This is a genomic window from Gammaproteobacteria bacterium, from assembly GCA_029880545.1.
Classification (GTDB): domain Bacteria; phylum Pseudomonadota; class Gammaproteobacteria; order Acidiferrobacterales; family SZUA-150; genus JAOUOD01.
In genome coordinates this window covers 161,397-182,580 of the sequence record JAOUOD010000005.1, presented here as the reverse complement: position 1 = coordinate 182,580, position 21,184 = coordinate 161,397, and the positions used below count along the sequence as shown (strand labels likewise).

Annotated in this window: 26 protein-coding genes; 13 read left to right on the top strand and 13 right to left on the bottom strand. The window is 54.6% G+C overall.

Annotated features, from left to right (window positions below; genetic code table 11):
- The first annotated feature begins 1 nt into the window (after position 1).
- The 5 genes from mnmA (at position 2) to OEZ10_07610 (ending at position 4,183) form a co-directional block, all read left to right on the top strand.
- Positions 2 to 1,093, top strand: a complete 1,092-nt coding sequence (gene mnmA / locus OEZ10_07630; protein ID MDH5632850.1) for a tRNA 2-thiouridine(34) synthase MnmA — start codon at positions 2 to 4, stop codon at positions 1,091 to 1,093.
- A 31-nt stretch (positions 1,094 to 1,124) separates the two neighbouring features.
- Complete coding sequence (gene purB / locus OEZ10_07625) at positions 1,125 to 2,516, top strand: adenylosuccinate lyase (protein ID MDH5632849.1); 1,392 nt, start codon at positions 1,125 to 1,127, stop codon at positions 2,514 to 2,516.
- Positions 2,517 to 2,594: 78 nt separating this feature from the next.
- Positions 2,595 to 3,092 carry a hypothetical protein gene (locus tag OEZ10_07620; GenBank protein ID MDH5632848.1) on the top strand — a complete coding sequence of 166 codons (498 nt, stop codon included), beginning with the start codon at positions 2,595 to 2,597 and terminating at the stop codon, positions 3,090 to 3,092.
- A gap of 36 nt (positions 3,093 to 3,128) precedes the next feature.
- Positions 3,129 to 3,620 carry a C40 family peptidase gene (locus OEZ10_07615; GenBank protein ID MDH5632847.1) on the top strand — a complete coding sequence of 164 codons (492 nt, stop codon included), beginning with the start codon at positions 3,129 to 3,131 and terminating at the stop codon, positions 3,618 to 3,620.
- A 221-nt stretch (positions 3,621 to 3,841) separates the two neighbouring features.
- Positions 3,842 to 4,183, top strand: coding sequence for a PilZ domain-containing protein (locus tag OEZ10_07610; protein ID MDH5632846.1), 342 nt, complete (start codon positions 3,842 to 3,844; stop codon positions 4,181 to 4,183).
- A gap of 9 nt (positions 4,184 to 4,192) precedes the next feature.
- On the opposite strand, the gene OEZ10_07605 is transcribed toward OEZ10_07610, so the two are convergent.
- Positions 4,193 to 4,537: a thioredoxin domain-containing protein gene (locus OEZ10_07605; protein MDH5632845.1), complete on the bottom strand. Its 345-nt coding sequence runs from the start codon at positions 4,535 to 4,537 to the stop codon at positions 4,193 to 4,195.
- 95 nt (positions 4,538 to 4,632) lie between these two features.
- On the opposite strand from OEZ10_07605, the gene hslO reads away from it, so the two are divergent.
- On the top strand, positions 4,633 to 5,541 hold the full coding sequence (hslO, locus tag OEZ10_07600; GenBank protein MDH5632844.1) for an Hsp33 family molecular chaperone HslO: 909 nt from the start codon (positions 4,633 to 4,635) through the stop codon (positions 5,539 to 5,541).
- 69 nt (positions 5,542 to 5,610) lie between these two features.
- Here hslO and OEZ10_07595 read toward each other — a convergent pair whose 3' ends face one another.
- Positions 5,611 to 6,036 carry a nuclear transport factor 2 family protein gene (locus OEZ10_07595; GenBank protein ID MDH5632843.1) on the bottom strand — a complete coding sequence of 142 codons (426 nt, stop codon included), beginning with the start codon at positions 6,034 to 6,036 and terminating at the stop codon, positions 5,611 to 5,613.
- A 187-nt stretch (positions 6,037 to 6,223) separates the two neighbouring features.
- On the opposite strand from OEZ10_07595, the gene OEZ10_07590 reads away from it, so the two are divergent.
- Together OEZ10_07590 and OEZ10_07585 are read left to right on the top strand one after the other, a co-directional pair.
- Complete coding sequence (locus OEZ10_07590) at positions 6,224 to 6,970, top strand: protein kinase (protein MDH5632842.1); 747 nt, start codon at positions 6,224 to 6,226, stop codon at positions 6,968 to 6,970.
- 16 nt (positions 6,971 to 6,986) lie between these two features.
- Positions 6,987 to 7,784, top strand: coding sequence for a serine/threonine-protein phosphatase (locus tag OEZ10_07585; GenBank protein MDH5632841.1), 798 nt, complete (start codon positions 6,987 to 6,989; stop codon positions 7,782 to 7,784).
- Here OEZ10_07585 and OEZ10_07580 read toward each other — a convergent pair.
- The 4 genes from OEZ10_07580 to OEZ10_07565 all read right to left on the bottom strand — a co-directional run bounded on the left by OEZ10_07580 (position 7,781) and on the right by OEZ10_07565 (position 10,374).
- Complete coding sequence (locus tag OEZ10_07580) at positions 7,781 to 8,356, bottom strand: DedA family protein (GenBank protein MDH5632840.1); 576 nt, start codon at positions 8,354 to 8,356, stop codon at positions 7,781 to 7,783. The genes OEZ10_07585 and OEZ10_07580 overlap by 4 nt on opposite strands.
- Before the next feature lie 79 nt (positions 8,357 to 8,435).
- Positions 8,436 to 8,744: a PilZ domain-containing protein gene (locus tag OEZ10_07575; GenBank protein MDH5632839.1), complete on the bottom strand. Its 309-nt coding sequence runs from the start codon at positions 8,742 to 8,744 to the stop codon at positions 8,436 to 8,438.
- A 176-nt stretch (positions 8,745 to 8,920) separates the two neighbouring features.
- Complete coding sequence (locus OEZ10_07570) at positions 8,921 to 9,997, bottom strand: mechanosensitive ion channel family protein (protein ID MDH5632838.1); 1,077 nt, start codon at positions 9,995 to 9,997, stop codon at positions 8,921 to 8,923.
- A 59-nt stretch (positions 9,998 to 10,056) separates the two neighbouring features.
- The gene (locus tag OEZ10_07565; GenBank protein MDH5632837.1) at positions 10,057 to 10,374 is read right to left on the bottom strand and encodes a PilZ domain-containing protein; all 318 of its coding nucleotides are present in this window, start codon (positions 10,372 to 10,374) and stop codon (positions 10,057 to 10,059) included.
- A 149-nt stretch (positions 10,375 to 10,523) separates the two neighbouring features.
- On the opposite strand from OEZ10_07565, the gene OEZ10_07560 reads away from it, so the two are divergent.
- Positions 10,524 to 10,925, top strand: coding sequence for a S4 domain-containing protein (locus OEZ10_07560; protein MDH5632836.1), 402 nt, complete (start codon positions 10,524 to 10,526; stop codon positions 10,923 to 10,925).
- A gap of 46 nt (positions 10,926 to 10,971) precedes the next feature.
- Here OEZ10_07560 and OEZ10_07555 read toward each other — a convergent pair whose 3' ends face one another.
- Complete coding sequence (locus tag OEZ10_07555; GenBank protein ID MDH5632835.1) at positions 10,972 to 11,412, bottom strand: response regulator; 441 nt, start codon at positions 11,410 to 11,412, stop codon at positions 10,972 to 10,974.
- A 368-nt stretch (positions 11,413 to 11,780) separates the two neighbouring features.
- Between OEZ10_07555 and OEZ10_07550 the strand changes: the two genes are divergently transcribed.
- Positions 11,781 to 13,091: a hypothetical protein gene (locus OEZ10_07550; protein MDH5632834.1), complete on the top strand. Its 1,311-nt coding sequence runs from the start codon at positions 11,781 to 11,783 to the stop codon at positions 13,089 to 13,091.
- A 79-nt stretch (positions 13,092 to 13,170) separates the two neighbouring features.
- Here OEZ10_07550 and OEZ10_07545 read toward each other — a convergent pair whose 3' ends face one another.
- Positions 13,171 to 13,758, bottom strand: coding sequence for a general secretion pathway protein GspB (locus OEZ10_07545; protein ID MDH5632833.1), 588 nt, complete (start codon positions 13,756 to 13,758; stop codon positions 13,171 to 13,173).
- Positions 13,759 to 13,761: 3 nt separating this feature from the next.
- Positions 13,762 to 15,378, bottom strand: coding sequence for an AAA family ATPase (locus tag OEZ10_07540; protein ID MDH5632832.1), 1,617 nt, complete (start codon positions 15,376 to 15,378; stop codon positions 13,762 to 13,764).
- A gap of 182 nt (positions 15,379 to 15,560) precedes the next feature.
- Here OEZ10_07540 and OEZ10_07535 point away from each other — a divergent pair, with 182 nt between their 5' ends.
- Both OEZ10_07535 and ttcA read left to right on the top strand, forming a co-directional pair.
- Positions 15,561 to 15,755, top strand: a complete 195-nt coding sequence (locus OEZ10_07535) for a hypothetical protein (protein ID MDH5632831.1) — start codon at positions 15,561 to 15,563, stop codon at positions 15,753 to 15,755.
- Positions 15,756 to 15,869: 114 nt separating this feature from the next.
- On the top strand, positions 15,870 to 16,685 hold the full coding sequence (ttcA, locus tag OEZ10_07530) for a tRNA 2-thiocytidine(32) synthetase TtcA (GenBank protein MDH5632830.1): 816 nt from the start codon (positions 15,870 to 15,872) through the stop codon (positions 16,683 to 16,685).
- Positions 16,686 to 16,776: 91 nt separating this feature from the next.
- Here ttcA and OEZ10_07525 read toward each other — a convergent pair whose 3' ends face one another.
- From OEZ10_07525 to ilvD, 4 genes are all read right to left on the bottom strand, one after another.
- Positions 16,777 to 17,160 carry a YkgJ family cysteine cluster protein gene (locus OEZ10_07525; GenBank protein MDH5632829.1) on the bottom strand — a complete coding sequence of 128 codons (384 nt, stop codon included), beginning with the start codon at positions 17,158 to 17,160 and terminating at the stop codon, positions 16,777 to 16,779.
- 177 nt (positions 17,161 to 17,337) lie between these two features.
- Complete coding sequence (locus tag OEZ10_07520; protein MDH5632828.1) at positions 17,338 to 17,850, bottom strand: DUF4124 domain-containing protein; 513 nt, start codon at positions 17,848 to 17,850, stop codon at positions 17,338 to 17,340.
- A gap of 19 nt (positions 17,851 to 17,869) precedes the next feature.
- A complete protein-coding gene (locus tag OEZ10_07515; protein ID MDH5632827.1) occupies positions 17,870 to 18,496 on the bottom strand; it encodes a hypothetical protein in 627 nt (208 codons plus the stop codon).
- 31 nt (positions 18,497 to 18,527) lie between these two features.
- Entirely contained in the window at positions 18,528 to 20,207 is a 1,680-nt protein-coding gene (ilvD, locus tag OEZ10_07510; protein MDH5632826.1) for a dihydroxy-acid dehydratase, read from the bottom strand.
- Positions 20,208 to 20,395: 188 nt separating this feature from the next.
- Between ilvD and OEZ10_07505 the strand changes: the two genes are divergently transcribed.
- Positions 20,396 to 21,124 (top strand): rRNA pseudouridine synthase, encoded by a 729-nt coding sequence (locus tag OEZ10_07505; protein MDH5632825.1) that lies wholly within the window; start codon positions 20,396 to 20,398, stop codon positions 21,122 to 21,124.
- Positions 21,125 to 21,184: the final 60 nt, after the last annotated feature.

The following is a 21,184-nucleotide window of genomic DNA, read 5'->3' as shown; positions in this document are numbered from 1 at the left end:
CATGATCACCTCCCGGCATGTTGTATTGGGCCTGTCCGGCGGCGTGGATTCCGCTGTTGCCGGCTTGTTGCTGAAAGAACAGGGTTACCGGGTCACCGGCGTATTCATGAAAAACTGGGAAGAGGATGATACGGACGAATACTGCTCTGCCGCCGAGGATCTGCGATCAGCCACCGAGGTAGCACGGATTCTCGATATCCCGCTCAAGACAGTGAATTTTTCCGGCGAGTACTGGGACCGCGTGTTCGAATACTTTCTGGCAGAATACAAGGCCAATCGCACACCCAATCCGGACGTGCTATGCAACAAGGAAATCAAGTTCAAGGCATTCCTGGATTATGCACTCAGTCTTGGCGCAGACACGATTGCTACCGGCCACTATGCCGGCATCCGCAAGACCGGCGACCGCTTTGAGCTGATCAAGGCCAAAGACGACAACAAGGACCAGACATATTTCCTGCACCTGCTCGACCAGGCAGCATTAAGCCGCAGCCTGTTTCCCTTGTGCGATATTCCCAAGCCGGAGATTCGACGCATGGCCGAGGCCGCCGGCCTGCCAAACGCCGATCGCAAGGACAGCACCGGGATATGTTTCATCGGCGAACGTAATTTTCGCCAGTTCCTGTCCTCTTACCTGCCGGCCCAGCCTGGCGACATCAAAACCCCGGACGGCGAGCTCAAGGGCGGGCACGATGGATTGATGTACTACACCATTGGCCAGCGCCAGGGCCTGGGCGTTGGCGGACCGGGTGGACCGTGGTTTGTCGTCGACAAGGATATTGAGAACAACGCCCTCATCGTCAGCACCGGAGACGATTCACTGCTCTACAGCCCGGCATTGGAGACCCTGGCGCCCCACTGGATCGCCGGCGAGGCGCCTGGACTGCCACTGGCCTGCACAGCCCGCATTCGGCATCGACAACCCGAGCAGGCCTGCACCCTTTTCCCCTCGGAACAAGGCTTGCGCGTCGAATTCGTCACACCACAACGCGCCGTCACACCGGGGCAGTCCGCCGTGTTTTACCGGGGTGACGTCTGCCTCGGAGGTGGTATCATTCGCCGGTCGCTGGGATCGGCCTCGCCGGACTCCTGATAAATCACCGAACAACAGGCTTGAAAAACACATGGCAGATACTTTGGCTCTGGACAACCTTACCGCTCTTTCACCGCTGGATGGCCGCTACGGCCGCGTCACGGCGTCACTGAGGCCCGTATTCAGTGAATTCGGCCTGATCCGGTCACGCGTCACTATTGAGGTGCGCTGGCTGCAAATGTTGAGCACCAATGTCCAGATCAAGGAAGTACCCATTTTCCACAAGGATGCCGATAAGCTGCTCAACAGCATTGTTGACAACTTCAGCATTGAAGACGCCAGGCGAGTAAAGGAAATCGAGTCAACCACCAACCACGATGTGAAGGCGGTTGAATATTTTCTCAAGGAGAAAATCAAGGGCAACACTGACCTCGAAGCGGTTCAGGAATTCATTCATTTTGCCTGCACCTCGGAAGACATTAACAACCTGTCTCACGCACTCATGCTCAAGGAAGCGCGCGAGCAGATCCTGCTGCCCAAAATGGCCGAGATTATCAATGCCGTTGTTGATCTCGCGCATACGTACGCGGACGCGCCAATGCTGTCACGTACTCACGGGCAACCGGCATCGCCAACCACGCTGGGCAAGGAAATGGCCAACGTCGCCTGGCGACTGACCGAACAAATGAAGCGCGTACGCGACGTCAGCATACTCGGAAAGATCAACGGCGCTGTCGGCAACTACAACGCGCACCTGTCCGCCTACCCGGATATAGACTGGCAACATGTTGCCGAGCAATTTGTCGAGAAGCTTGGTATTCACTGGAATCCCTACACCATCCAGATCGAGCCGCACGACTACATCGCTGAACTGTTTGATGCCGTATCCCGGTTCAATACCATCCTGGTCGATTTTAACCGTGATATCTGGAGCTATATCTCGCTTGGCTATTTCAAGCAGAAGGTAATTGAAGGTGAAGTAGGTTCATCAACCATGCCGCACAAGGTCAATCCCATAGACTTCGAAAACTCCGAAGGCAATCTTGGTATCGCAAACGCGGTCATGGGGCACCTTGCGGAAAAGCTGCCCATCAGCCGCTGGCAACGTGACCTGACAGACTCCACCGTGTTGCGCAACATGGGCGTCGGGCTCGGCTATTCCATGATCGCCTACAGTTCCTGCCTGCGCGGCATTGGCAAGCTGGAAGCCAATCGTGACTTGCTGCTGAAAGATCTCGACAACAACTGGGAAGTGCTGGCTGAACCCATCCAGACAGTCATGCGCCGCTACGGAATTGATCAACCTTATGAGAAGCTGAAAGCACTTACCCGTGGCAGGGCCGGCATGGACCAGGCAACCCTGGCCGATTTCATCAAGACGCTTGCGCTGCCCGGCGATGCGCAACAGTCATTGCTCGATATGACGCCTGCCAACTACATAGGCAACGCCATTGCCCAGGCAAAAGCCATCAAGAAAGTCTGAACCCGTCGCCTCGGCCCGGGTTGACCTCGGCACCTGTTTGATCGAACATGGATACATGTTCGATCAGGCCGCGACTTCATGAGCGAAGACCAATCATCATCGGGAACGCTGGAGCATGTACACGACCCCGCCGTTGTACGCGATATCCTGGTATCTGCCCCGGCCCGGGCCACGCGCAACCTGAGATTGTTCGCGCCCACACTGTCCGACGCCCTTTTTAACAGCACCGAATGGGGCGAGGCGCTGGCCCGATTCTGCGCACAACATCAGAACAACCATTTTTATCTGTTGCTTGAAGACGCGGCAACGACACGGCGTCGCAACCCGATACTCTTTGATAATTTTCGCAAAGTTTCCGATCGAGTCAGCATCCGTGAAACCACCGAACCCTACCGCGGCCTGAGAGAATTCCTGCTGATTATTGATGACAGCCTCGTACTCCATCAACCCAGCCTCGACAACCTGGATTCAGTCCTTATCCGGGACTACAGACCGCGCATCCGGGATTTTACTGACCGGTTCCAGCGTATGTGGCAACGTGCCACTTTAACAACACTGTCTACAACCGGCCTGTAGACGGCGCCTGGACAACAATCAGGAGATACCACGCTCATGACCGGAAATCGAACCCTTGCCCGCTCCCTGGCCGCTTCCCTGGTTTTTCTGATTTGCAGTTGCGCCAACAGCCCGGCAACAACGGCCGACGTTCGGCGGGGCGATGCGGCAACTGTGCAAACCGCGGCAGCCAAGGTTGCAAAAAGTATGGTTGGCAAGCGTTATCGCTACGGCGGCAACCATCCGGCCAAGGGATTTGACTGCAGCGGACTGGTTCACTACAGCTACGGCGAAGCCGGCATGAACGTCGCCCGCAGCACTACATCACAACGCAAGGCCACACGCGCGATTACCGCTTCCAGTATGCGTATCGGCGACCTGTTGTTTTTTAACCAGGAGGGGAAAAAATCGTCGCACGTGGGTATTTACATCGGAAACCAGCAATTTGTTCACGCCCCGTCTTCCGGAAAAAAAGTCCGCATTGATCGTCTGGATACACCTTATTGGCGCAAACACTGGGCAAGCATTCGCCGATTTATCGACCTGTAACCGATGAAACACCTGATTTTCTGACTTTCAGCTAGACACTCGTCTGACTATAGGCATAAAATGATTTTTTGCCTGCATAAAAAATATAAAGAACAGAAAACGACAACTGTATTTAAGAGTTCGGTGGGGACAGTGACGGCGTGATACGCCAGGCACACGGGAGTCCGACACAGCCATTTCTGGTGGCAAGAGGCAGCCCCCGCAACCCGAGGGAAGAGTCTATGAATACAGAACGCCGCTGGACACCGAGATTTCCAATATCGGTCAATATCTCGATCTATTACAGCGGTCTTGGCCTGATCAGCGCCAAGACCAGCAACCTTAGTCAGCGTGGTGCATATGTTGAAACCGGACACATACGATTGCGCCTCGGCAGCCATGTTGAGCTTATCCTGCCGGTCTCGACAGACCCTCAAGGCAATCACCAGCGATTGGGGGCCCGAATCGCGCGAATTGATAACAGGGGGATCGGACTGGCGTTTCGCGATGCGCCCTCCGAGGATACGGAAAGCCTTCACCGACTATTGAGTCAATACCCTCCGGAGCGCGTTGTCGCCGGGTGATCCAGCAAATCAGCTACGCAGATGACCTTCGATAAAATGCGCCACAAAGTCCGCATTGCGAAAGCTTGCAAAACGATCCACCTCCTGGCCGTCGACAAATAACAATACTGTGGGAAAGCCCTTCAGCTGATAGCGACCGGCAAGGCGCATGTTGTCGTCGACCTCCACTTTTGCCAACAGAACCTTGCCCTGGTACTGCGGCACCAGTTTCTCCAGGACCGGTGTCAGAGCCTTGCACGGCGGACACCAGTCAGCCCAGAAATCCACCAGTACCGTAGCCTCGTGTGACCCGTTAATCACCCGCTCATCAAAATCGGATTCGGCGACATCAAAAATCAATTCCATCGTGCTCATAGGGTTACCCTGACTGAAGTCAACTTCCAGGCGCCGAATTGTAGTGATGTTCAGCGCTATGACAAGACGGGTATGTCTGATAACCTTCCGCGCCCATGACCAAACCACTTTCTGACAACGACCTGCTTTGGCGCTTCTTGTTTCAGGACGCCCCTGTCCGCGGCGAAGCCGTGCACATGGAATCCAGTTGGCAGATAATACTGGAACGCGGTCAATATCCTGCCGCAGTTCGCAGCCTGCTCGGTGAACTGCTCGCCGCGGCAACACTGCTTACGGCTACACTGAAGCTCGAAGGATCGATTATCATCCAGGCACAGGGTCACGGCCCGGTCAGCTTCCTTGTAGTGGAATGCACCAGCGACCGGCGCCATCGCGCCATGGCAAAATGGGATCAACAAACCGAGGGTCTCGACAAACCGCATCGCGATATCAGGAAATTGCTTGGCGACGGGCGACTGATCATCACTATCGATCAGAAAAACCTGAAACAGCGCTACCAGGGTATTGTTGAGCTGAATGGTCACAGCGTTGCTCAAATACTCGAGCACTATCTTGAAAAATCCGAACAACTTGGTACCAGGTTATGGTTATCTGCCGACGAACACTGTGCAGCTGGCTTGCTGCTACAACAGCTACCGGCAGAACATCACGCGGAAATTGATGATGACGCCTGGAATCGCGCGGTCAAACTTGCACTTACCGTGACCAAGGAAGAGTTGCTCGAAGTCGATTCGCGTACACTGATCCATCGCCTTTATCACGAAGAAAACCTGAGACTTTTTGATCCGGATCCGGTCAGCTTTCATTGTCCTTGCTCACGTGAGCGCGTGGCCAACGCCATTCGCACACTTGGCTACGATGATGTACACAACCTCCTGCTTGAACGCGGCAACATCGAGAGTCACTGCGAATTCTGCAATGCCCGCTATGAATTTGACGCCGTGGATGTCGAGCAGATTTTTGCCGCCGATCACATGAATTCGCCGCGACCCACTCGTCACTGAGTCATCCGGTTCCGGGACAAGTTTCTGCCCATTTAGTCTATTAACGGTTAGCAGTTACGACTGCATCCGCTATTCACCTGGCTCATGCCAGTTTGCCCGGAAAACACGCCAGTCACCCGATACCTTGACCCAATCCAGCAATAACACTACACGACGCATGCGCTCCGGAATCAGTCCATCAGCGCCGGTTACCGTTACCGTGCATTCTGTCCGGGCATGGTCGGCATTTATCTTGATTTCCGGCAGCCCGATATAGACACCAACCCTGCTATTGCGCAGCAGCAGCCCGGCCACGTAGCCACGGACTGCACGCGCATCCCGGCCCTGCTGATCCTCAAAATCATCAGCCAGGTAGGAGACAAACTTTCCGGCATTCTTTTGCACGACTGCTTCCTGCATGGCCTCCAGCGCCTGCCTGATCCTGGTCTCTTCGCTTGCTGGGCAAGCCGTCAACAGCAACTGAAGCAGCACTATACTGGCAGCAATAGTTTTCATAACCCGATTCCTTTGCGGTATATCACGCCTCGACTGAAAGCATAAACAGATAACTGTCGACTCAAGAGAAAAACAATATTATGCTAATCACAGCAATTTGCGCAGAACAATAACACGGCGATCGCCGGCGCAACATGCACTGTCGGTCAATGATCGGGACAGAACAGACCCTGCGGAGAGACATACTGTGCCAGCTGTAAAAAGAACCGGTACCCTGCCGGATATCGACAGTTTCAATTTCACCCCGGGCCGCATTATCGCCAAGAAATATGAAATTATCAGCCTCCTGGGCGCAGGCTGGGAAGGTGAAGTATACAAGATCATCGAAACCCGGACCGGCATTGAACGTGCCGCCAAGTTTTTCTTCCCGAAGCGCAACATCAAGGACAGTGCGGCGAAATTCTATGCAAAGAAGCTGCATAAACTCAGGCAATGCCCGATACTGATCCAGTATCATCACCAGGAAACCATCAGTTTTCGCAACCAGCCAATAACCTGCCTGATTTCCGAGTTTGTCGACGGCGAGATGCTCAGCGACTTTGTTGCCCGGCAACCCGGAAAACGGCTCTCCGTATACGAAGGGTTGCACCTGTTGCACGCCATAGCCAGTGGCATGGACTGTATTCATCGCCACCGTGAATACCACGGAGATCTGCATGATGGCAACGTCATGATCAAGCGCCGCGGCCTTGAGTTCGATATCAAGATTCTCGATCTTTTTTACATGACATCTGCAAAAAGTGAGCTCATCCAGACTGACGTGAACGACATGGTCAGAATACTCTATGATTGCATCGGTGGCGCCAAGCACTACGCCAAGCATCCACCACAAGTAAAAGGTATCTGCAACGGACTGAAGCAGACACTGATCAGAAAGAAGTTCCGCACTGCCGGGCAGTTACAACGCTACCTGGAAAATATGGAGTGGGATTGATTCCCGGATCAACAACGTGTCTCGCTACCAGATAATCAACCAGGATTTCTCCAGTGAAGCAGACTGTGTCGAGATGGCTTCGGGAACAGTCTGCTGGACCAGCGAATGCTCACCTGAAAAGGAAACAGGTAACGAAGACTCCATCCTGATAGGTCAACGAGATGATGGTGCAATCATTCTTGCAATAGCCGATGGCGTCGGCGGTCAGCCCGGAGGTGCCGGAGCTTCACATCAGACACTTCAGACCCTTGCATCCGAGGTTATTGAATCGGATGGAGAAGATGCTACAGCTGACATGATCAATGCTATTGACAGGGCAAACAAGGCTATTATTAACAGGCAGTCAGGCGCGGCAACCACTCTTGCTGCAGTTATCATTGACAACAGGCAACTCAGAAATTTTCACATTGGCGATTCCGAAATCCTGGTTTGCGGACAACGCGGGCGAATCCGACTGCAGACCATTCCCCACTCTCCAACCGGATATGCTGTCGAATCCGGCATGCTGTCCGAAGACGAGGCGCTGCAACACGAAGACAGGCACTTCGTTTCCAACCTTGTTGGCAGTACTGATATGCGAATTGAACTGGGCTCCGTTATCAGGATGGCGGATTTTGATACCCTGCTGCTTTGCAGCGACGGAGTCACCGATAACCTGCTTGCCGATGAAATAGTTGAATTGATCAGGAAGGGGCCCGTCAAACAAGCTGCAAATAAGCTGCTTGCGGCCGTCAGAAAGAAGATGGCAACCGACGAAGGCAAGCCCGATGATTGCAGTTTTATTCTCTACAGAAACCGGAAAACCGGCTGCTAGCGAAGCAACACGATAGCCACGACGACAAGCACAACCATTAACCAGCCAACCAGGTCGATATACTTCCTGATGACACGCTCCATCGGCTCACCACCAAACCGGATAATACCTGCAACAAGAAAATAACGTGCGCCACGACTGGCCAGCGACGCAAGAACAAACGGAACAAGCCATTGCGACATGGTCCCGGCCGTAATGGTAAATATCTTGTAGGGAACAGGAGAAAAACCGGCAACAAAAACAATCCAGAAACCCCATCGCTCAAACCAGTCCCTGGCTTGAAGGTACTCATCCCAGTAGCCAACACTGTGCAGCACCGGCTCTATCAAACCGAACGCATAATAACCAATCACGTACCCGGCCAACCCGCCCGCAACTGAAGTGATTGTGGCAATGGCGGCATAGCGCCATGCTTGCCCCGGCTTCGCAAGACACATCGGCGCCAGCATAACATCGGTTGGTATGGGGAAAAACGAGGCTTCGGCAAAACTCAGGACACCAAGATACGCTGGCGCATGACGATGCCGGGACCAGTTGATTACGCGTTCGTACAGTGCCGCAAAAAGCTTCATGAAACGGGTGTCACTTGTTGATTTGGCGCGAGCATACCACGCCCGCGCAACAACCGCCCCGGCAATCTACTCGGGAACCCTACTTGACGTACAGTAACTTGAGAATGGAGCCGAAGGTGCTTATATCAAACTTGCGAAATCTCAGTGCTGCGCCATTGTCACCGATACGCGCCACCTTGGCCGGAACCTTGTGCTCCGAACCATTTCCTGCAGAACCGATACTGAGCTCCACATCATCATCTACGTTGAGCCCCTGGCAGCCACACTCGATAAAGGCGCCATTTAGATTCATATCCCGAATATGGCAGTCGCGCTTCTGGTTACCACTGCTGAGTGTCACAACCAGCTCTACCGGTTTTCTTTCAAGATCCCGCTGTTCGTGCAACATTTTTTCCAACCTCCGTACGAATTACCAGTACGCAAACCCAACTTCATTTGCCGGCCCCTCCCAGGGCCATATAGTTTTGACGAGGGACGTTACGGCTACCCGCGACCTTATGATACTTGCCAACTTGACTGGTACGGCACCAGACCCGGAACCCGCGAACCAGCATTACCCGGTGATCAGTTTTCCCGGGGTTCGTGCTCGTACCCGCGAACATGGACCGTCGATGTGGGAAAGGCCACCTCTGCGCCGTGCCGCTGGATGATATCACTGATGCGTATCAATACATCCTGCTTGACTTCGTGGAAACGGATCCAGTCGGTCGTTCTGGTGAAAGTATAGACGAAAAAATCCAGTGAGGAGGGAGCGAAGCTGTTAAAATTCACAATCAGGGTTTTCTGCGGATCTATGTCCGCATGCGACTCCAGCATGGCCCTGACATCGGCCACGATTCCGGCCATCTTGCTCATGTCTTCATAGCGTATGCCGATAGTCTCGTAGATTCGACGGTTTGTCATACGAGACGGATTTTCCACCGCGATATTGGCAAAGGTGGCGTTCGGGACATAAAGCGGGCGCTTGTCAAAAGTCCGGATCACCGTCAGGCGCCAGCCGATTTCCTCAACCGTACCCTCGATCTCCCGGTCCGGCGACCTAACCCAGTCCCCGACAACAAATGGCCGGTCAAGATAAATCATCAGGCCACCGAAAAAATTGGCCAGCAAATCCTTTGCCGCAAAACCAACGGCAATACCACCAATACCGCCAAATGCCAGGACACCGGAAATACTGAAGCCAAGAGTCTGCAGGATAACGAGAGCTGCCGTAATAAAGAAAGACAGTCTCACCAGCTTGGCGATTGCATCCACTGTCGTAATATCCAGGTCCTTGCCGATGCTCCGGTTCTTCTCCACGACATTGGACTCGATCCGGCGGGTCAGCCGCATCAGGAACCAGGTGATGCAGGCGATCACGCCCACATCACGAATGGGGTCGATTGCCTGAAAAATTACTGCTTCAGTCTCCTGCTGGACGAACTTTGCAGCCAGCGCCAACCCCGCTATCCAGATGAGCAAGGTCAACGGGCGACGCAAGGCGTCGACTACCGCATCGTCCCATACCTTACTGGTACGACTCAGGCGATCGTGCAATCTGTTTAATATTCGCTTCTGGACAAAATTGAGAAGCAGCACGAGGAATACAACAACAAATACCTGCGCCACCCAGAAATTGGCGCTTAAATAGTCTTTTATCACTTCCTGAAAATCCTGCATGCTAACGCGTTACTCTTGACCAACCGTCATGGTTAAGTCGATCAACCGCTGTATACCAGGCCCAGTACTGCCCCGTAGCGATCAATATCCATTTGCTCAAACCGCAGACTGACGCCATCAGCAGATACACGATACACATGAGCACTGAGCTCCAATACCTTGTTTTCCCCATCAACAAGTATATTCAGCTCCAGGTTGACGTTCATTTCCGGAACCAGTATGTGATCGTCCAGCTCAATAAATGCGCCTTCTGCGCCGATGTCACGAATGCGGCACCTGTAAATGGGCAGGTTTCTGGTTTTGACCACGGCTTCCCGATTCAGGATGGCACGTGGGCTTTCTCGTCGCTCAATGGACATACCGTCGTCCTCCACGATTACGTCGTTATTATTGTTAATTACCAATTGGTCAAATAGTACTGGAAATCCCCGCGCAGCGCACATATGAGCGCCGCAAATTATCAAGTTGGGCTATTATCACTGGGATCCAACCCGGGACGGACGTCAAATTGAATCATATCCTCGAGACCACCGAAGCAGCTGCTGTCAGACTGGATAAATGGTTGTGGGCGGCACGATTTTTCAAAACCCGCAACCTGGCAACGGAAGCCATCAGTGGTGGCAAGGTCCATGTAAACGGCGAGCGCAGTCGGCCCGGAAAACGGGTTCGCATTGGCGATGAACTGCACATAACCCGTGGCCAGGAGCACTTTATCGTAACCATACTGAAACCCGGCAATATCAGGCGCGGTGCAGCTGAAGCCGCCCTGCTCTACGAAGAAACCGCGCAGAGCCAGGAGCGTCGACAGCAACTGAGACAACACCGCTCGGTGTCACGCATTGCACCTGCCTCACGACCGGAAAAACAGGACAGACGAAAACTGGCAAGACTGAAGCGGCTACAGCCCTGATCAAGGCCACGTGCCGAGGAAAGCGGGAAACTGGAATTCCGGGACGCTATTCGTGATCCGTCAAACCCGCCAACTGCCTTGCCTGGTAATCCCGGTTTTTGACCTCTCCCGCCCCGATACATGCGGTAATCTTTTCCAGCAACAATGTCCGCTGCAATGGCTTGGCCATAAAAGCATCGGCTCCAACGCGCATACCCCAGACCCTGTCTGATGCCTGGTCAGAGCCGCTGATAATAATAACCGGAATATCTACTGTCTCTGGATAACTGCGCAAACTGCGCGTGGCCTCAAACCCGTTTACCCCTGGCATGACAATATCCATCAAAATCAGGTCCGGCCTGTTGCGCCTGGCCGAAAGTACGCCTTCGCGCCCGTTGTTTTCTGCCAGCACATCATATCCCGCCTCTGCCAATACTTTCTGCAGCGCATAAATCTGGGTTCTGGAATCATCCACCACCAAAATTTGTGTTTTTCGGTTTACGCTGATTTCCCTAACTTCGGTAACATTTTGTTTCGGTGCACTCCTGGAAACCAGATTTCGTAGTGCCAGTCTTTCCATGACGATACATCCTCCATTCAACCTGCCGACACCCCCCTGACGTCATTCCTGGCCTCAAACCGCAACAGGGAGCCATGGCCGAAAAGTAACGCTTCGCCAAGCATAGGGATTAATGTATTGCTCAAGAATAGGTCATTGGCAGGGGCATATCGCCGGGTAACTGAACCATTCATCCGGTATGGGCCGCGACTTGTCCGAAGTGTCATAGTTTAAAAAATATGCAATGCCATAGTATAATTATTCACTATATTATTGAGCCTGTTTTGGAAAAGGCCTGTTTTTCCCGGGGTAGATAAATGTACGATCACGAGTGTCCGTTGTGCCAATCGGCTGTCCCTCCCAGCGAGGGCGTGTGCGCCTGTGGATTTTCATTCAACCCCACACCGGAGCAGGATCAGGCGCAAAATGTCTTGCTGGATGCGCAGGAAGACCTGGCCTACGAGAATTATCTCGTCGCCCGCCAGAACCAGACTCGCGAAGCAGTTGCGGTCGCCACCACCCACCTGAACAATGATCCTGACAACGCAGACCGCAAAGCAGCGCTGAACGCAGCAAAACGTGAGGCGGAGGTCGCCGAACAGGAATTGGCTGAAAATCACGAACGCCTGACGGAGATCAAGAAAGCGATTACTGCTGCCGAAGCCGTGCTGGCAAAATCGCGAGCAACGCGAGAGGTGAAACTGGCAGCCATTCGCGCAGAAATGGATCGAAAGGCCCAGGAGGAAGCGGCGCGCAAAGCGCGCGAAGAAGCCACCCTCAAGGCAAAACAGGAAGCTGAGCGCAAGGCCAAAGCCGAGGCTGAACGCAAGGCCCGGGAAGCCGCAGAATTAAAAGCTCGGGAACAAGCCGTCCTCAAGGCAAAACAGGAAGCTGAGCGCAAGGCCAAAGCCGAGGCTGAACGCAAGGCCCGGGAAGCCGCTGAAAAAGCCCGTGAACAAACCGCTGAGCAGGCCAGAAAACACGCGGAAGCCCAACGGAAGGCCAAGGCGGCTGAAGAAGCCAAGGCGGCTCAAGAGGCCGAAACTGCCCGCAAAGCAGCTCGAAGCAAGGAAGCTGCCAGGAGCGCTGAAATCGCCAAGCAAGCCCAGCTCATTGCCAGGGCGGGAATGCTGGTCAAGAAAGTGCGCGAGGATATTCGCGACCAGGTCAGCGCTATACAGGAAAAATCACTGGGTGAACTCGGCAAGCCTCGCGCACCGACATTGCCAACAATTGGCGCGCCGGACATCGCCGCCGGCGACATGCGCGAACTAACCAGCCACGTTGAAGTAACACAATCGACCAGACACGCAGCAGTCGCAATAACTGCGCCCGGCATCCATTCTGCCAGCGAAGCCATGCGCCTGGCGCAGCAGGTACTCGAAGGCAAATCTGCTTCTGTGTCTCCCGGCAGCATAACGCTGGATGGCCAGGCGGCCGACGAAAACCCCGGCACCACCTGCCCCAACTGCACCGCCATACTCAAGCCCGGCCAGGGCAGGTGCGGCTGTGGTTACGAAACCCCCGCTGATCCGAATGATGATGATCCCTTTGCCTTATCCTTGAGCGACGAAGACAAGGCAGCTCTGGCACAGTTTAATGAAGTCCAGATAACCAAGTTTGGTTGACCAGGGAACCTGGCCAGGCGTTCGCGTTTCGCTTTCACCGCTAGTTCGACCCGGTATCACCGATTCAGGCCCTGCGCTCCTAACGCGGACGCGGCAGACGAAAGACATGCTGGTTATAGCTGAGCACAACGCCTTCCGGTTCTATGCGCTCGACACGCACACCCGTCGTCGTTGCCTCGCCGGCACGATACTCCCTGTCGTTCAGAAACAGGAATCGCTGCGCCGGGTTGTCAGCATAGACATGAATCGTAACCGTCATTTCGCCAAGCCGCTGGCGCACCAGGGAATCGATTTCCCAGTAATACGGCAAACTGTTGTAGGGTGCATCGATACTCGCTCCACCGGCTTTTTCGGGAGTTATCGGAACAGCAGCGACGACCGGGAGCGATGGTGCCGCGCCTGGCACCGCAGGCCGCAGAACCTTGAGAGGCTCGGCAGCCTCATGACGGGCACTGCTTTCTGCACCCGGAAGAACATAGTAGCCTGCACCGGCCAGCCCCAGTAACAGGACTGCCAACACCGCCATATTTGGCAAAGAACGTGGGCGCACCGTGTTCGCAATCGGGGAATTCATCGCGTCAGCAAGATCCATCTGCTGACGACCCTCAGCCTGGCGCTTTTGCCGCTCGGCCTCTGACCGCTTCAGGGCGTCATGTATGTAGGACATGAATTATCCTTTTGTCCGGTTCCCGATCGCCGTCAGCATCGGCGGCGCAGTTTTGGCCATATAGACATTGAGATGAACCAGGGTAAACCGGCCAACAACGCCGTCAGCGGAGAGCCCATGTGCAACCTGGAACGCCCTGACCTGCTCGGCCACGGCATCGTCAAAATAATCCCCCGATTGAGGCACATCCTCACCACTATAACTGGCCAGCGCCTGGCGTAACCACAAAACATCCGCACCGCGATCACCGGCGCGAAGACTGTCGCTGCGAATAGCCGGGCGCCAGGTCAGCAAATACTTGCCATACCAGTAACGGTCTATGTCCAGGCGGCTGAATCGCTCCGCCCTGTCACCAAACTGGATTTCGGCCACGTCGCCATCCAGCCTGGTCAGCAGCACATGATGACGCTGACCCGATTCATCCAGTAACTCCAGGATGGCCGGGCGGTTATAGCCAGTCAGATGCTTCCAACTACCGGTATTGAACACACAGTCCAGCCCCGCGTCGGCCGCCAGCTCACAACCGGTGCGTTGACCGAGTTCGCCAAGATTGAGCTGCCAGCTGGCAAACAGTGCCTGAAATGCCGTGTCCGTATCGGATTTTATTGTCGCATCGGCAAGCCAGGCTCCCAGCGAGCCATCGACCGGCTGAGCAGCTGAAGACACCGAGGGCGCCTGAGTGACCGGGATCACATGATGCGAGGCATTGCTGAGCGGCTGCGGCCAGTATGCCCACACCGCGGCGGCAGTGCTGGCCGCTACCAGGCCCGCTGCAATGCTGGCTGGCCAGCGCCACCACAGCCTGCCAGGCACGCTATCGCCGACCTCTGCCGCCGCCCGACGAACGATGGTGCTATCCACATAGGGAAGATTGGCGGAAAATGCACCCAATAACGAGCGATCGCAAATGATATTGGTAACGCGCGGGTTACCCCGGGCAAGTCGGTAGACCCAGCCCATGGCACTGCGGTTGAACAGCGCCCTGCTGGCGCCCGCCACCTGGCAGCGATGCACGATGTACTCAAAAGTCTCGGCACGGCTGAGCGCGCGCAAGGTGTAGCGCGCAGTGACGCGCTGTGCCAATTGGCGTAAATCATGGCGCGCCAGCTTCGTGCACAGCTCGGGCTGCCCTACCAGGATGATCTGCAACAGCTTCTTTTTGCTGGTCTCCAGGTTCGTCAGCAACCGCACCTGTTCGAGCACATCGGGCTCGAGGTTCTGGGCCTCATCCATAATCAGCACGGTCTGACGACCCTTGGCATGGTTGTGCAACAGGAACGCGTTCAGCCGGTCCACCAGATCCTTGAGGGTGTGGCTCTTTTTCGGGTACTTGATATGCAACTCGTCACAAATGGTGGCAACAAATTCCAGCACGGTCATGGCCGGGTTCAGCACCAGCGCCACATCGACGTCCTCGGGCAAATCCTCAAGCAGGGCCCGGATCAGCGTGGTTTTGCCGGTTCCCACTTCGCCGGTGAGCTGGACAAAACCGCCCGCCACCTGCATGCCATAGCGAAAATGCGACAGGGCCTCGCGGTCGCGACTTCCCTGGTACAGGTAATGCGGATCCGGCGCAATGGAAAACGGCGCCTCCGTAAGACCAAAATGTTCGTTATACATAGCCGTTTCCTCCTCTAATCCGGCTCATTTCCGGTGAATTTCCCGCCTGCCACCGGTTTTTTCGGTACTTTATCAAAAATCGACGCCGACAGAACGATTCTGGACGTTGACACGTATATTAGCGAGGCATAATATTGCGCCCTCGAATTTTCAGACCATGCTTTCGGGCGTAGGAGCGTATTATGGACCAGACTTATTACGATATCGTCGACAAGATGGAAAAAGCAGGCATTGACCGTGAGTACATGCTCGGTTGGATGGGTGGCTACCTGCAGAACCCTGACCGTGAAGAACAGCGTCACACCGAAGCCTATGATGCCGGCTTCGAAGACGGTAGCAACAAGAATACCGACAACATGGACAACTTCAAGGCCTAATCCGCCCGAGAAGCTCAGTTCCATGAGTGGGGCCAGCATGCTTCGGCGGCTGGCCCCATTTTCGTTCAGTACCCACTACACTGAATCAACATCATCAATACAGCGAGCACCGCCATGGCCCAGACCCAAGCTGAAAAAAAACTGTTCCATTACATGGGCAAGGCCATCTCTGAATACAAAATGATCGAGGCCGGCGACCGGGTCATGGTTTGCCTGTCTGGCGGCAAGGACTCCTTCACCCTGCTAAACCTGTTGCACAAGGCGCGAATCAAGGCCAAGTACAGTTTCGATATATTTGCGTTCACGCTCGACCAGCAGCAGCCTGGCTGGGATGACACCGGCATGCGCGCATGGCTGGATGAAAAAGGCTACCCCTACGAAATCTACAAAAAGAACACCTACTCGGTGGTGGTGGACAAAATCCCCGAGGGTAAAACCTATTGCTCGCTGTGCTCACGCCTGCGTCGCGGCACCATTTACGGCTATGCCGAGAAAAACGGCTTCAACAAGATCGCACTCGGCCATCATCGTGATGACATTATTGAAAGCCTGATGATGTCGATAATGTACAGCGGCATTATTCGCACCATGCCGCCGAAACTGCTCACCGATAACAAGCAGAACATGGTGATCAGGCCACTGGCATTCTGCCAGGAATCGGACATTATCGAATACGCCAACGAACAACGGTTCCCGATCATCCCGTGTAACCTGTGCGGTTCACAGGAAAACATGACGCGCAAGAAAGTGAAAAAACTGATTGCCGACCTGGCCGCGGAAAACCCGAAGGTCCCGGCCAACATTCTCAATGCCGCCGGCAATATTGCACCCAGCCAGATGCTGGACCACAACCTGTGGAATTTCACCGACCTTGAACAGGAACAAATACTGCCTGAAGGATTTGAGCCGGTTAAGAAGCGCGCGGGATAAGTCGCCCGGCCCCGGGCAGCACGCCGCAGCTCCAAATACCGTGCCGGCTCACGCTTCACTTCATCAACCACTGTCTGCTGCTAACCTATAATCATGTGGATTCCGGCAACCAGTCACTCTCGCTACTAATGGATACCACCGGGATCTGGACGTGACACTCCAGCGGAATCAATACCTTGCTGGTTACCACCTGTTTCAGACTTTGAAACCCTTCCTTGAGTACAACCTGGAGGAATCGATCATGATTACAATCGTAGCCACGGCACGCTGCCGGGCGACCCTCCCAAATGGAACAAAGATGGGATTGTCGATCCAGGTGCACACATAACCCGTCTTCAGACTTGGGCAAGGCGCGATCCCCGCCAAAGGCGACGGCCTCTTCTTCGGACAGGCGCACCCATAGTCGACAACAAAACGTTGCGCAACCCATCTTTCTCCCGGTATCGCAATCCACGCATACGGTTCTTTCAGGCACCCCTATTCCTTAGTCATTCGTCAGACCAGACCCGGCACCTGGCTCAGGCAAAAATGCCGAGTCATATTCCGGAGTAAAAATAACATTTAATTAAATATAGGATAAAAACAGCAGGAGGCAAGCCCGAATACGTTGAGTCGAGCCTGGTAATAGCAATATATAATTATTAATTATTGATTACTGATTAATCACATCAGCCTGGTTTTGCTGGCGCTGCTCCAGCGCTTCTCGTGTTCGATGGGTTTCCTTGATGAGATCCTTGTAGGCATCCAGTGGGCCGGAGCTGTCACTCCCGGTCTTGCCATCATTACCGGATGCATGGGTCTCTGGGCCAGCGGGGTCAGATGTTGCTGAGTTTTTCGCAGCCGGCTCCCTGGCTTCCGAAGACTTGGTCGCCGGCACTACGTTAAGGTCGGAGCGATACAGCTTTTCCTCAGCAACCGATCCATCTGTTGGCGGCTGATCACTTACATGCAGTTTGCCGTCGGTATCGCGCCATTGATAGACGCGAGTTGTTGTTGGAATCTCGACCGACGGCAAATCAGTGCTGATAGTGCTGCCAATGCCTTCAGTCATCTGCCTGATTGATGCGGGATTGATCCGGCTCATCATTGCCGGGTTGAAATAAAACAGCCAGGCGCCAACCACCAGCAGCAATATCAGCAACTTGATTATCAGCTTCCGTATCATGCTCCGCTCCCGGAGTGGTTTACCTGGCCTGAGCAGATGTCAGTGTTGCCAGTCTTGATTTGAGCAGTGCAACCAGCGCCTTGTCCTTGACCGGATCAAGCCCGGCCAGGGAAGTCTTCAACGTGCTGACAACGATCGGCTGGTAGATACTCAGCCCGGATATTTCCGCCTGCTCTTCAGCAGAAAGGCCCGGCTTGCTCTTCTGTTTACGCATTAGTTCGTCAAGCCGCGATGCTGTCTTTTTGACCAGCTTCTGCTCCAGCCCATGCGCACGGACGTACAGCTCCGTGGCTTTACTGTACTCCTGCGCCGCATCATGCAATCTCGCCAACCGTTGCATGGACAGAATCACGATATCCGACACCTCATCATTGTGTTTCAGGTCAATATCAAGAATACGCTGGTACATCTCCGCGGCTTTCTCCGGGTAACCAATCATCTGGTACTTGATGGATGCCAGTGACAATACAGTTGCCAGTTTCGGACTATCGACGCCGTGCTCCTGCTCTGCCTTCCGGATACTGGCCTGCAATTCTGCTTCACCCGGTATGTGGTACCGGAAAAATGCCATGGCGCCGACAAATGCCAGCACGATGATGCCGACCATAACGTAGGTCGCGGTACTGATCTTCCTGTCTTTGCTCATCTCCTGTAGACCACCCAATGACCGGTCCGGCTTACTCGTCGGTCACACAGCCTTCCGAGGCATTCTTTACGTTCTTGATATACTTGTACAAGGTACCGCGCTTGGCCTTGTACTCAGGCATGACCCAGTCTTTCCGGCGTGCCGCCATTTCATCATCACTGACCGCCACATCAAGAATATTCTTGTTTGCGTCGATAGTCACAATGTCACCATTCCTGATCAAGCCGATGGGACCGCCTTCCTGCGCCTCCGGTACCACGTGACCGATAATGAAACCGTGCGAGCCACCGGAGAATCGACCATCGGTAATCAAGGCCACATCGTTACCGAGGCCGGCACCCATAATGGCAGAAGTCGGTGTCAGCATTTCCGGCATGCCGGGCCCACCCTTGGGTCCTTCGTAGCGAATGACCACAACCTCGCCCTTCTGTATCTCGTTGTTCTCAAGACCCTTGAGCATATCTTCTTCGCAATCATAGACACGTGCAGGCCCTTCGAAGCGCAGCCCTTCCTTGCCGGTGATCTTGGCAACCGAGCCACCCGGTGCCAGCGTACCCTTGAGAATCTGGATGTGACCGCTGTCCTTGATGGGCTTATCCAGCGGCAGGATGATGTCCTGGCCTTCGCTAAGCCCCGGAACGTCTGCAAGATTCTCGGCGATAGTCTTGCCGGTAACAGTCATGCAATCACCATTAATCAAGCCTTCGGCCAACAGGAACTTCATAACCGCAGGAATACCGCCGATGTTGTGCAGGTCCTCCATAACATAGCGCCCACTTGGCTTGAGGTCCGCAATGAACGGAATCCGGTCACTCACCGACTGGAAGTCATCGATGGTCAACGGCACATCAACAGCCCGGGCCATGGCGATAAGATGCAGTACGGCATTGGTGGAGCCGCCCAGCGCCATGATAATCACCATGGCGTTTTCAAACGCTTCACGGGTCATGATATCGCGAGGGCAAATGTTCTTTTCGAGCAGGTTACGCACGGCAGCGCCGGCAGCAAGGCATTCATCAAGCTTGCCCTTGTCCACCGCCGGTGTGGATGAACTGTATGGCAGGCTCATGCCCATGGCCTCGATAGCCGACGCCATGGTATTGGCGGTATACATGCCGCCACAGGCGCCCGCCCCCGGGCAAGAATTGCGCACGATGCCCTGGCGTTCATCATCATCAATCTTCTGGGCAATGTATTCACCGTAACTCTGGAATGCCGAAACAATATCCAGTGTCTTGTCCCTGAAATGACCGGGCTTGATCGTGCCGCCATAAACCATGAGCGCCGGGCGATTCAACCGGCCCATGGCAATCATGACACCAGGCATGTTCTTGTCACACCCTGGAATAGTGACCAGGCCATCATACCACTGTCCACCCATAACGGTTTCAACCGAATCAGCGATGATGTCACGCGATTGCAGCGAGTAGGACATGCCCTCGGTACCCATGGAAATGCCATCTGATACACCGATAGTATTAAACCGCATGCCCACCAGCCCCGCATCACTGACGCCACGCTTGACCATGGTGGCCAGGTCGTTGAGATGCATATTACAGGTGTTGCCTTCCCACCAGACCGATGCGATACCCACCTGGGCCCTGTTCATATCCGCTTCAGTCATGCCGGTGCCATAGAGCATGGCTTGCGAGGCGCCCTGCGAACGCGGCTGGGTGATACGGGAGCTGACCTTGTTAAGCTTGTCTGACATGCAAATCTCCTGCGGCGGCGGCCTGATTTTGCAGGCCATTTTTCGCCCTGAAACGGTTTCCTGAAAGCGCAGGAGCATACCAGATATCCGCGCGGCTGACGTCACCTCGCGCATCAGGATCCGGTTTGAGCTATGCTTGGCAACCCTTGGTAATCGCCCGGACCGGGTCCGGCTGCAACAGGAAATTCATGGAAAAAATCCGGCTCTCCAAGATTATGGCTGATCGCGGCATGTGCTCGCGACGTGAGGCCGACCGCTATATCGAACAAGGACTGGTCAAGGTAGACGGCCAACCGGTCAACGTACTGGGCACCCGGATTGACCCGTCAGCCCAGATCGAGCTAACCGCCGAGGCCAGCAAACAGCAAAAGCGCCAGGTAACCATTCTCCTGAACAAACCGGTTGGCGTGGTTTCCGGGCAAGCAGAAAAAGGTTACAAGCCGGCCATCGACCTGGTTCGCCCGGAGTCGCGGTTTGGCGATGACGCCAGTCCACGCTTCCGTCGCGATCACCTTAAGGGCCTCGCCCCTGCCGGGCGTCTCGATATTGATTCGACAGGCCTGCTGATCCTGACCCAGGACGGCCGAATTGCCCGACGCCTGATCGGCGAACATTCGGATGTTGAAAAGGAGTACCTGGTACGGGTCGAAGGCAATGTCAGTGCCGCCATACTGGCAAAACTGTGTTTTGGTCTTGAGCTGGACGGCAAACCGCTTAGACGAGCCCGCGTGGAGCGACTGAACGAGGACCAGTTACGCTTTGTATTAAAGGAAGGCAAGAAACGCCAGATTCGACGAATGTGCGACGCGGTAGGACTGAAAGTTACCGGGCTCAAGCGAGTACGCATCGGCCAGGTCAGGCTGGGCAAGCTGCCCGAAGGCCAGTGGCGCTACCTGCGCCCGGACGAAGACTTCTGAGCCCGGCCCGAAAACCCGCGAACTCCCTGATAAAATTTGTCGGCGCTGACGCTTCCGGTA

Coding starts and splice junctions, on each gene's coding strand:
- mnmA (MDH5632850.1), top strand. CDS start 2: ATGATCACCTCCCGGCATGTTGTATTGGGCCTGTCCGGCGGCGTGGAT.
- purB (MDH5632849.1), top strand. CDS start 1,125: ATGGCAGATACTTTGGCTCTGGACAACCTTACCGCTCTTTCACCGCTG.
- OEZ10_07620 (MDH5632848.1), top strand. CDS start 2,595: ATGAGCGAAGACCAATCATCATCGGGAACGCTGGAGCATGTACACGAC.
- OEZ10_07615 (MDH5632847.1), top strand. CDS start 3,129: ATGACCGGAAATCGAACCCTTGCCCGCTCCCTGGCCGCTTCCCTGGTT.
- OEZ10_07610 (MDH5632846.1), top strand. CDS start 3,842: ATGAATACAGAACGCCGCTGGACACCGAGATTTCCAATATCGGTCAAT.
- OEZ10_07605 (MDH5632845.1), bottom strand. CDS start 4,537: ATGAGCACGATGGAATTGATTTTTGATGTCGCCGAATCCGATTTTGAT.
- hslO (MDH5632844.1), top strand. CDS start 4,633: ATGACCAAACCACTTTCTGACAACGACCTGCTTTGGCGCTTCTTGTTT.
- OEZ10_07595 (MDH5632843.1), bottom strand. CDS start 6,036: ATGAAAACTATTGCTGCCAGTATAGTGCTGCTTCAGTTGCTGTTGACG.
- OEZ10_07580 (MDH5632840.1), bottom strand. CDS start 8,356: ATGAAGCTTTTTGCGGCACTGTACGAACGCGTAATCAACTGGTCCCGG.
- OEZ10_07575 (MDH5632839.1), bottom strand. CDS start 8,744: ATGTTGCACGAACAGCGGGATCTTGAAAGAAAACCGGTAGAGCTGGTT.
- OEZ10_07565 (MDH5632837.1), bottom strand. CDS start 10,374: ATGTCCATTGAGCGACGAGAAAGCCCACGTGCCATCCTGAATCGGGAA.
- OEZ10_07550 (MDH5632834.1), top strand. CDS start 11,781: ATGTACGATCACGAGTGTCCGTTGTGCCAATCGGCTGTCCCTCCCAGC.
- OEZ10_07545 (MDH5632833.1), bottom strand. CDS start 13,758: ATGTCCTACATACATGACGCCCTGAAGCGGTCAGAGGCCGAGCGGCAA.
- OEZ10_07540 (MDH5632832.1), bottom strand. CDS start 15,378: ATGTATAACGAACATTTTGGTCTTACGGAGGCGCCGTTTTCCATTGCG.
- OEZ10_07535 (MDH5632831.1), top strand. CDS start 15,561: ATGGACCAGACTTATTACGATATCGTCGACAAGATGGAAAAAGCAGGC.
- ttcA (MDH5632830.1), top strand. CDS start 15,870: ATGGCCCAGACCCAAGCTGAAAAAAAACTGTTCCATTACATGGGCAAG.
- OEZ10_07520 (MDH5632828.1), bottom strand. CDS start 17,850: ATGATACGGAAGCTGATAATCAAGTTGCTGATATTGCTGCTGGTGGTT.
- OEZ10_07515 (MDH5632827.1), bottom strand. CDS start 18,496: ATGAGCAAAGACAGGAAGATCAGTACCGCGACCTACGTTATGGTCGGC.
- ilvD (MDH5632826.1), bottom strand. CDS start 20,207: ATGTCAGACAAGCTTAACAAGGTCAGCTCCCGTATCACCCAGCCGCGT.
- OEZ10_07505 (MDH5632825.1), top strand. CDS start 20,396: ATGGAAAAAATCCGGCTCTCCAAGATTATGGCTGATCGCGGCATGTGC.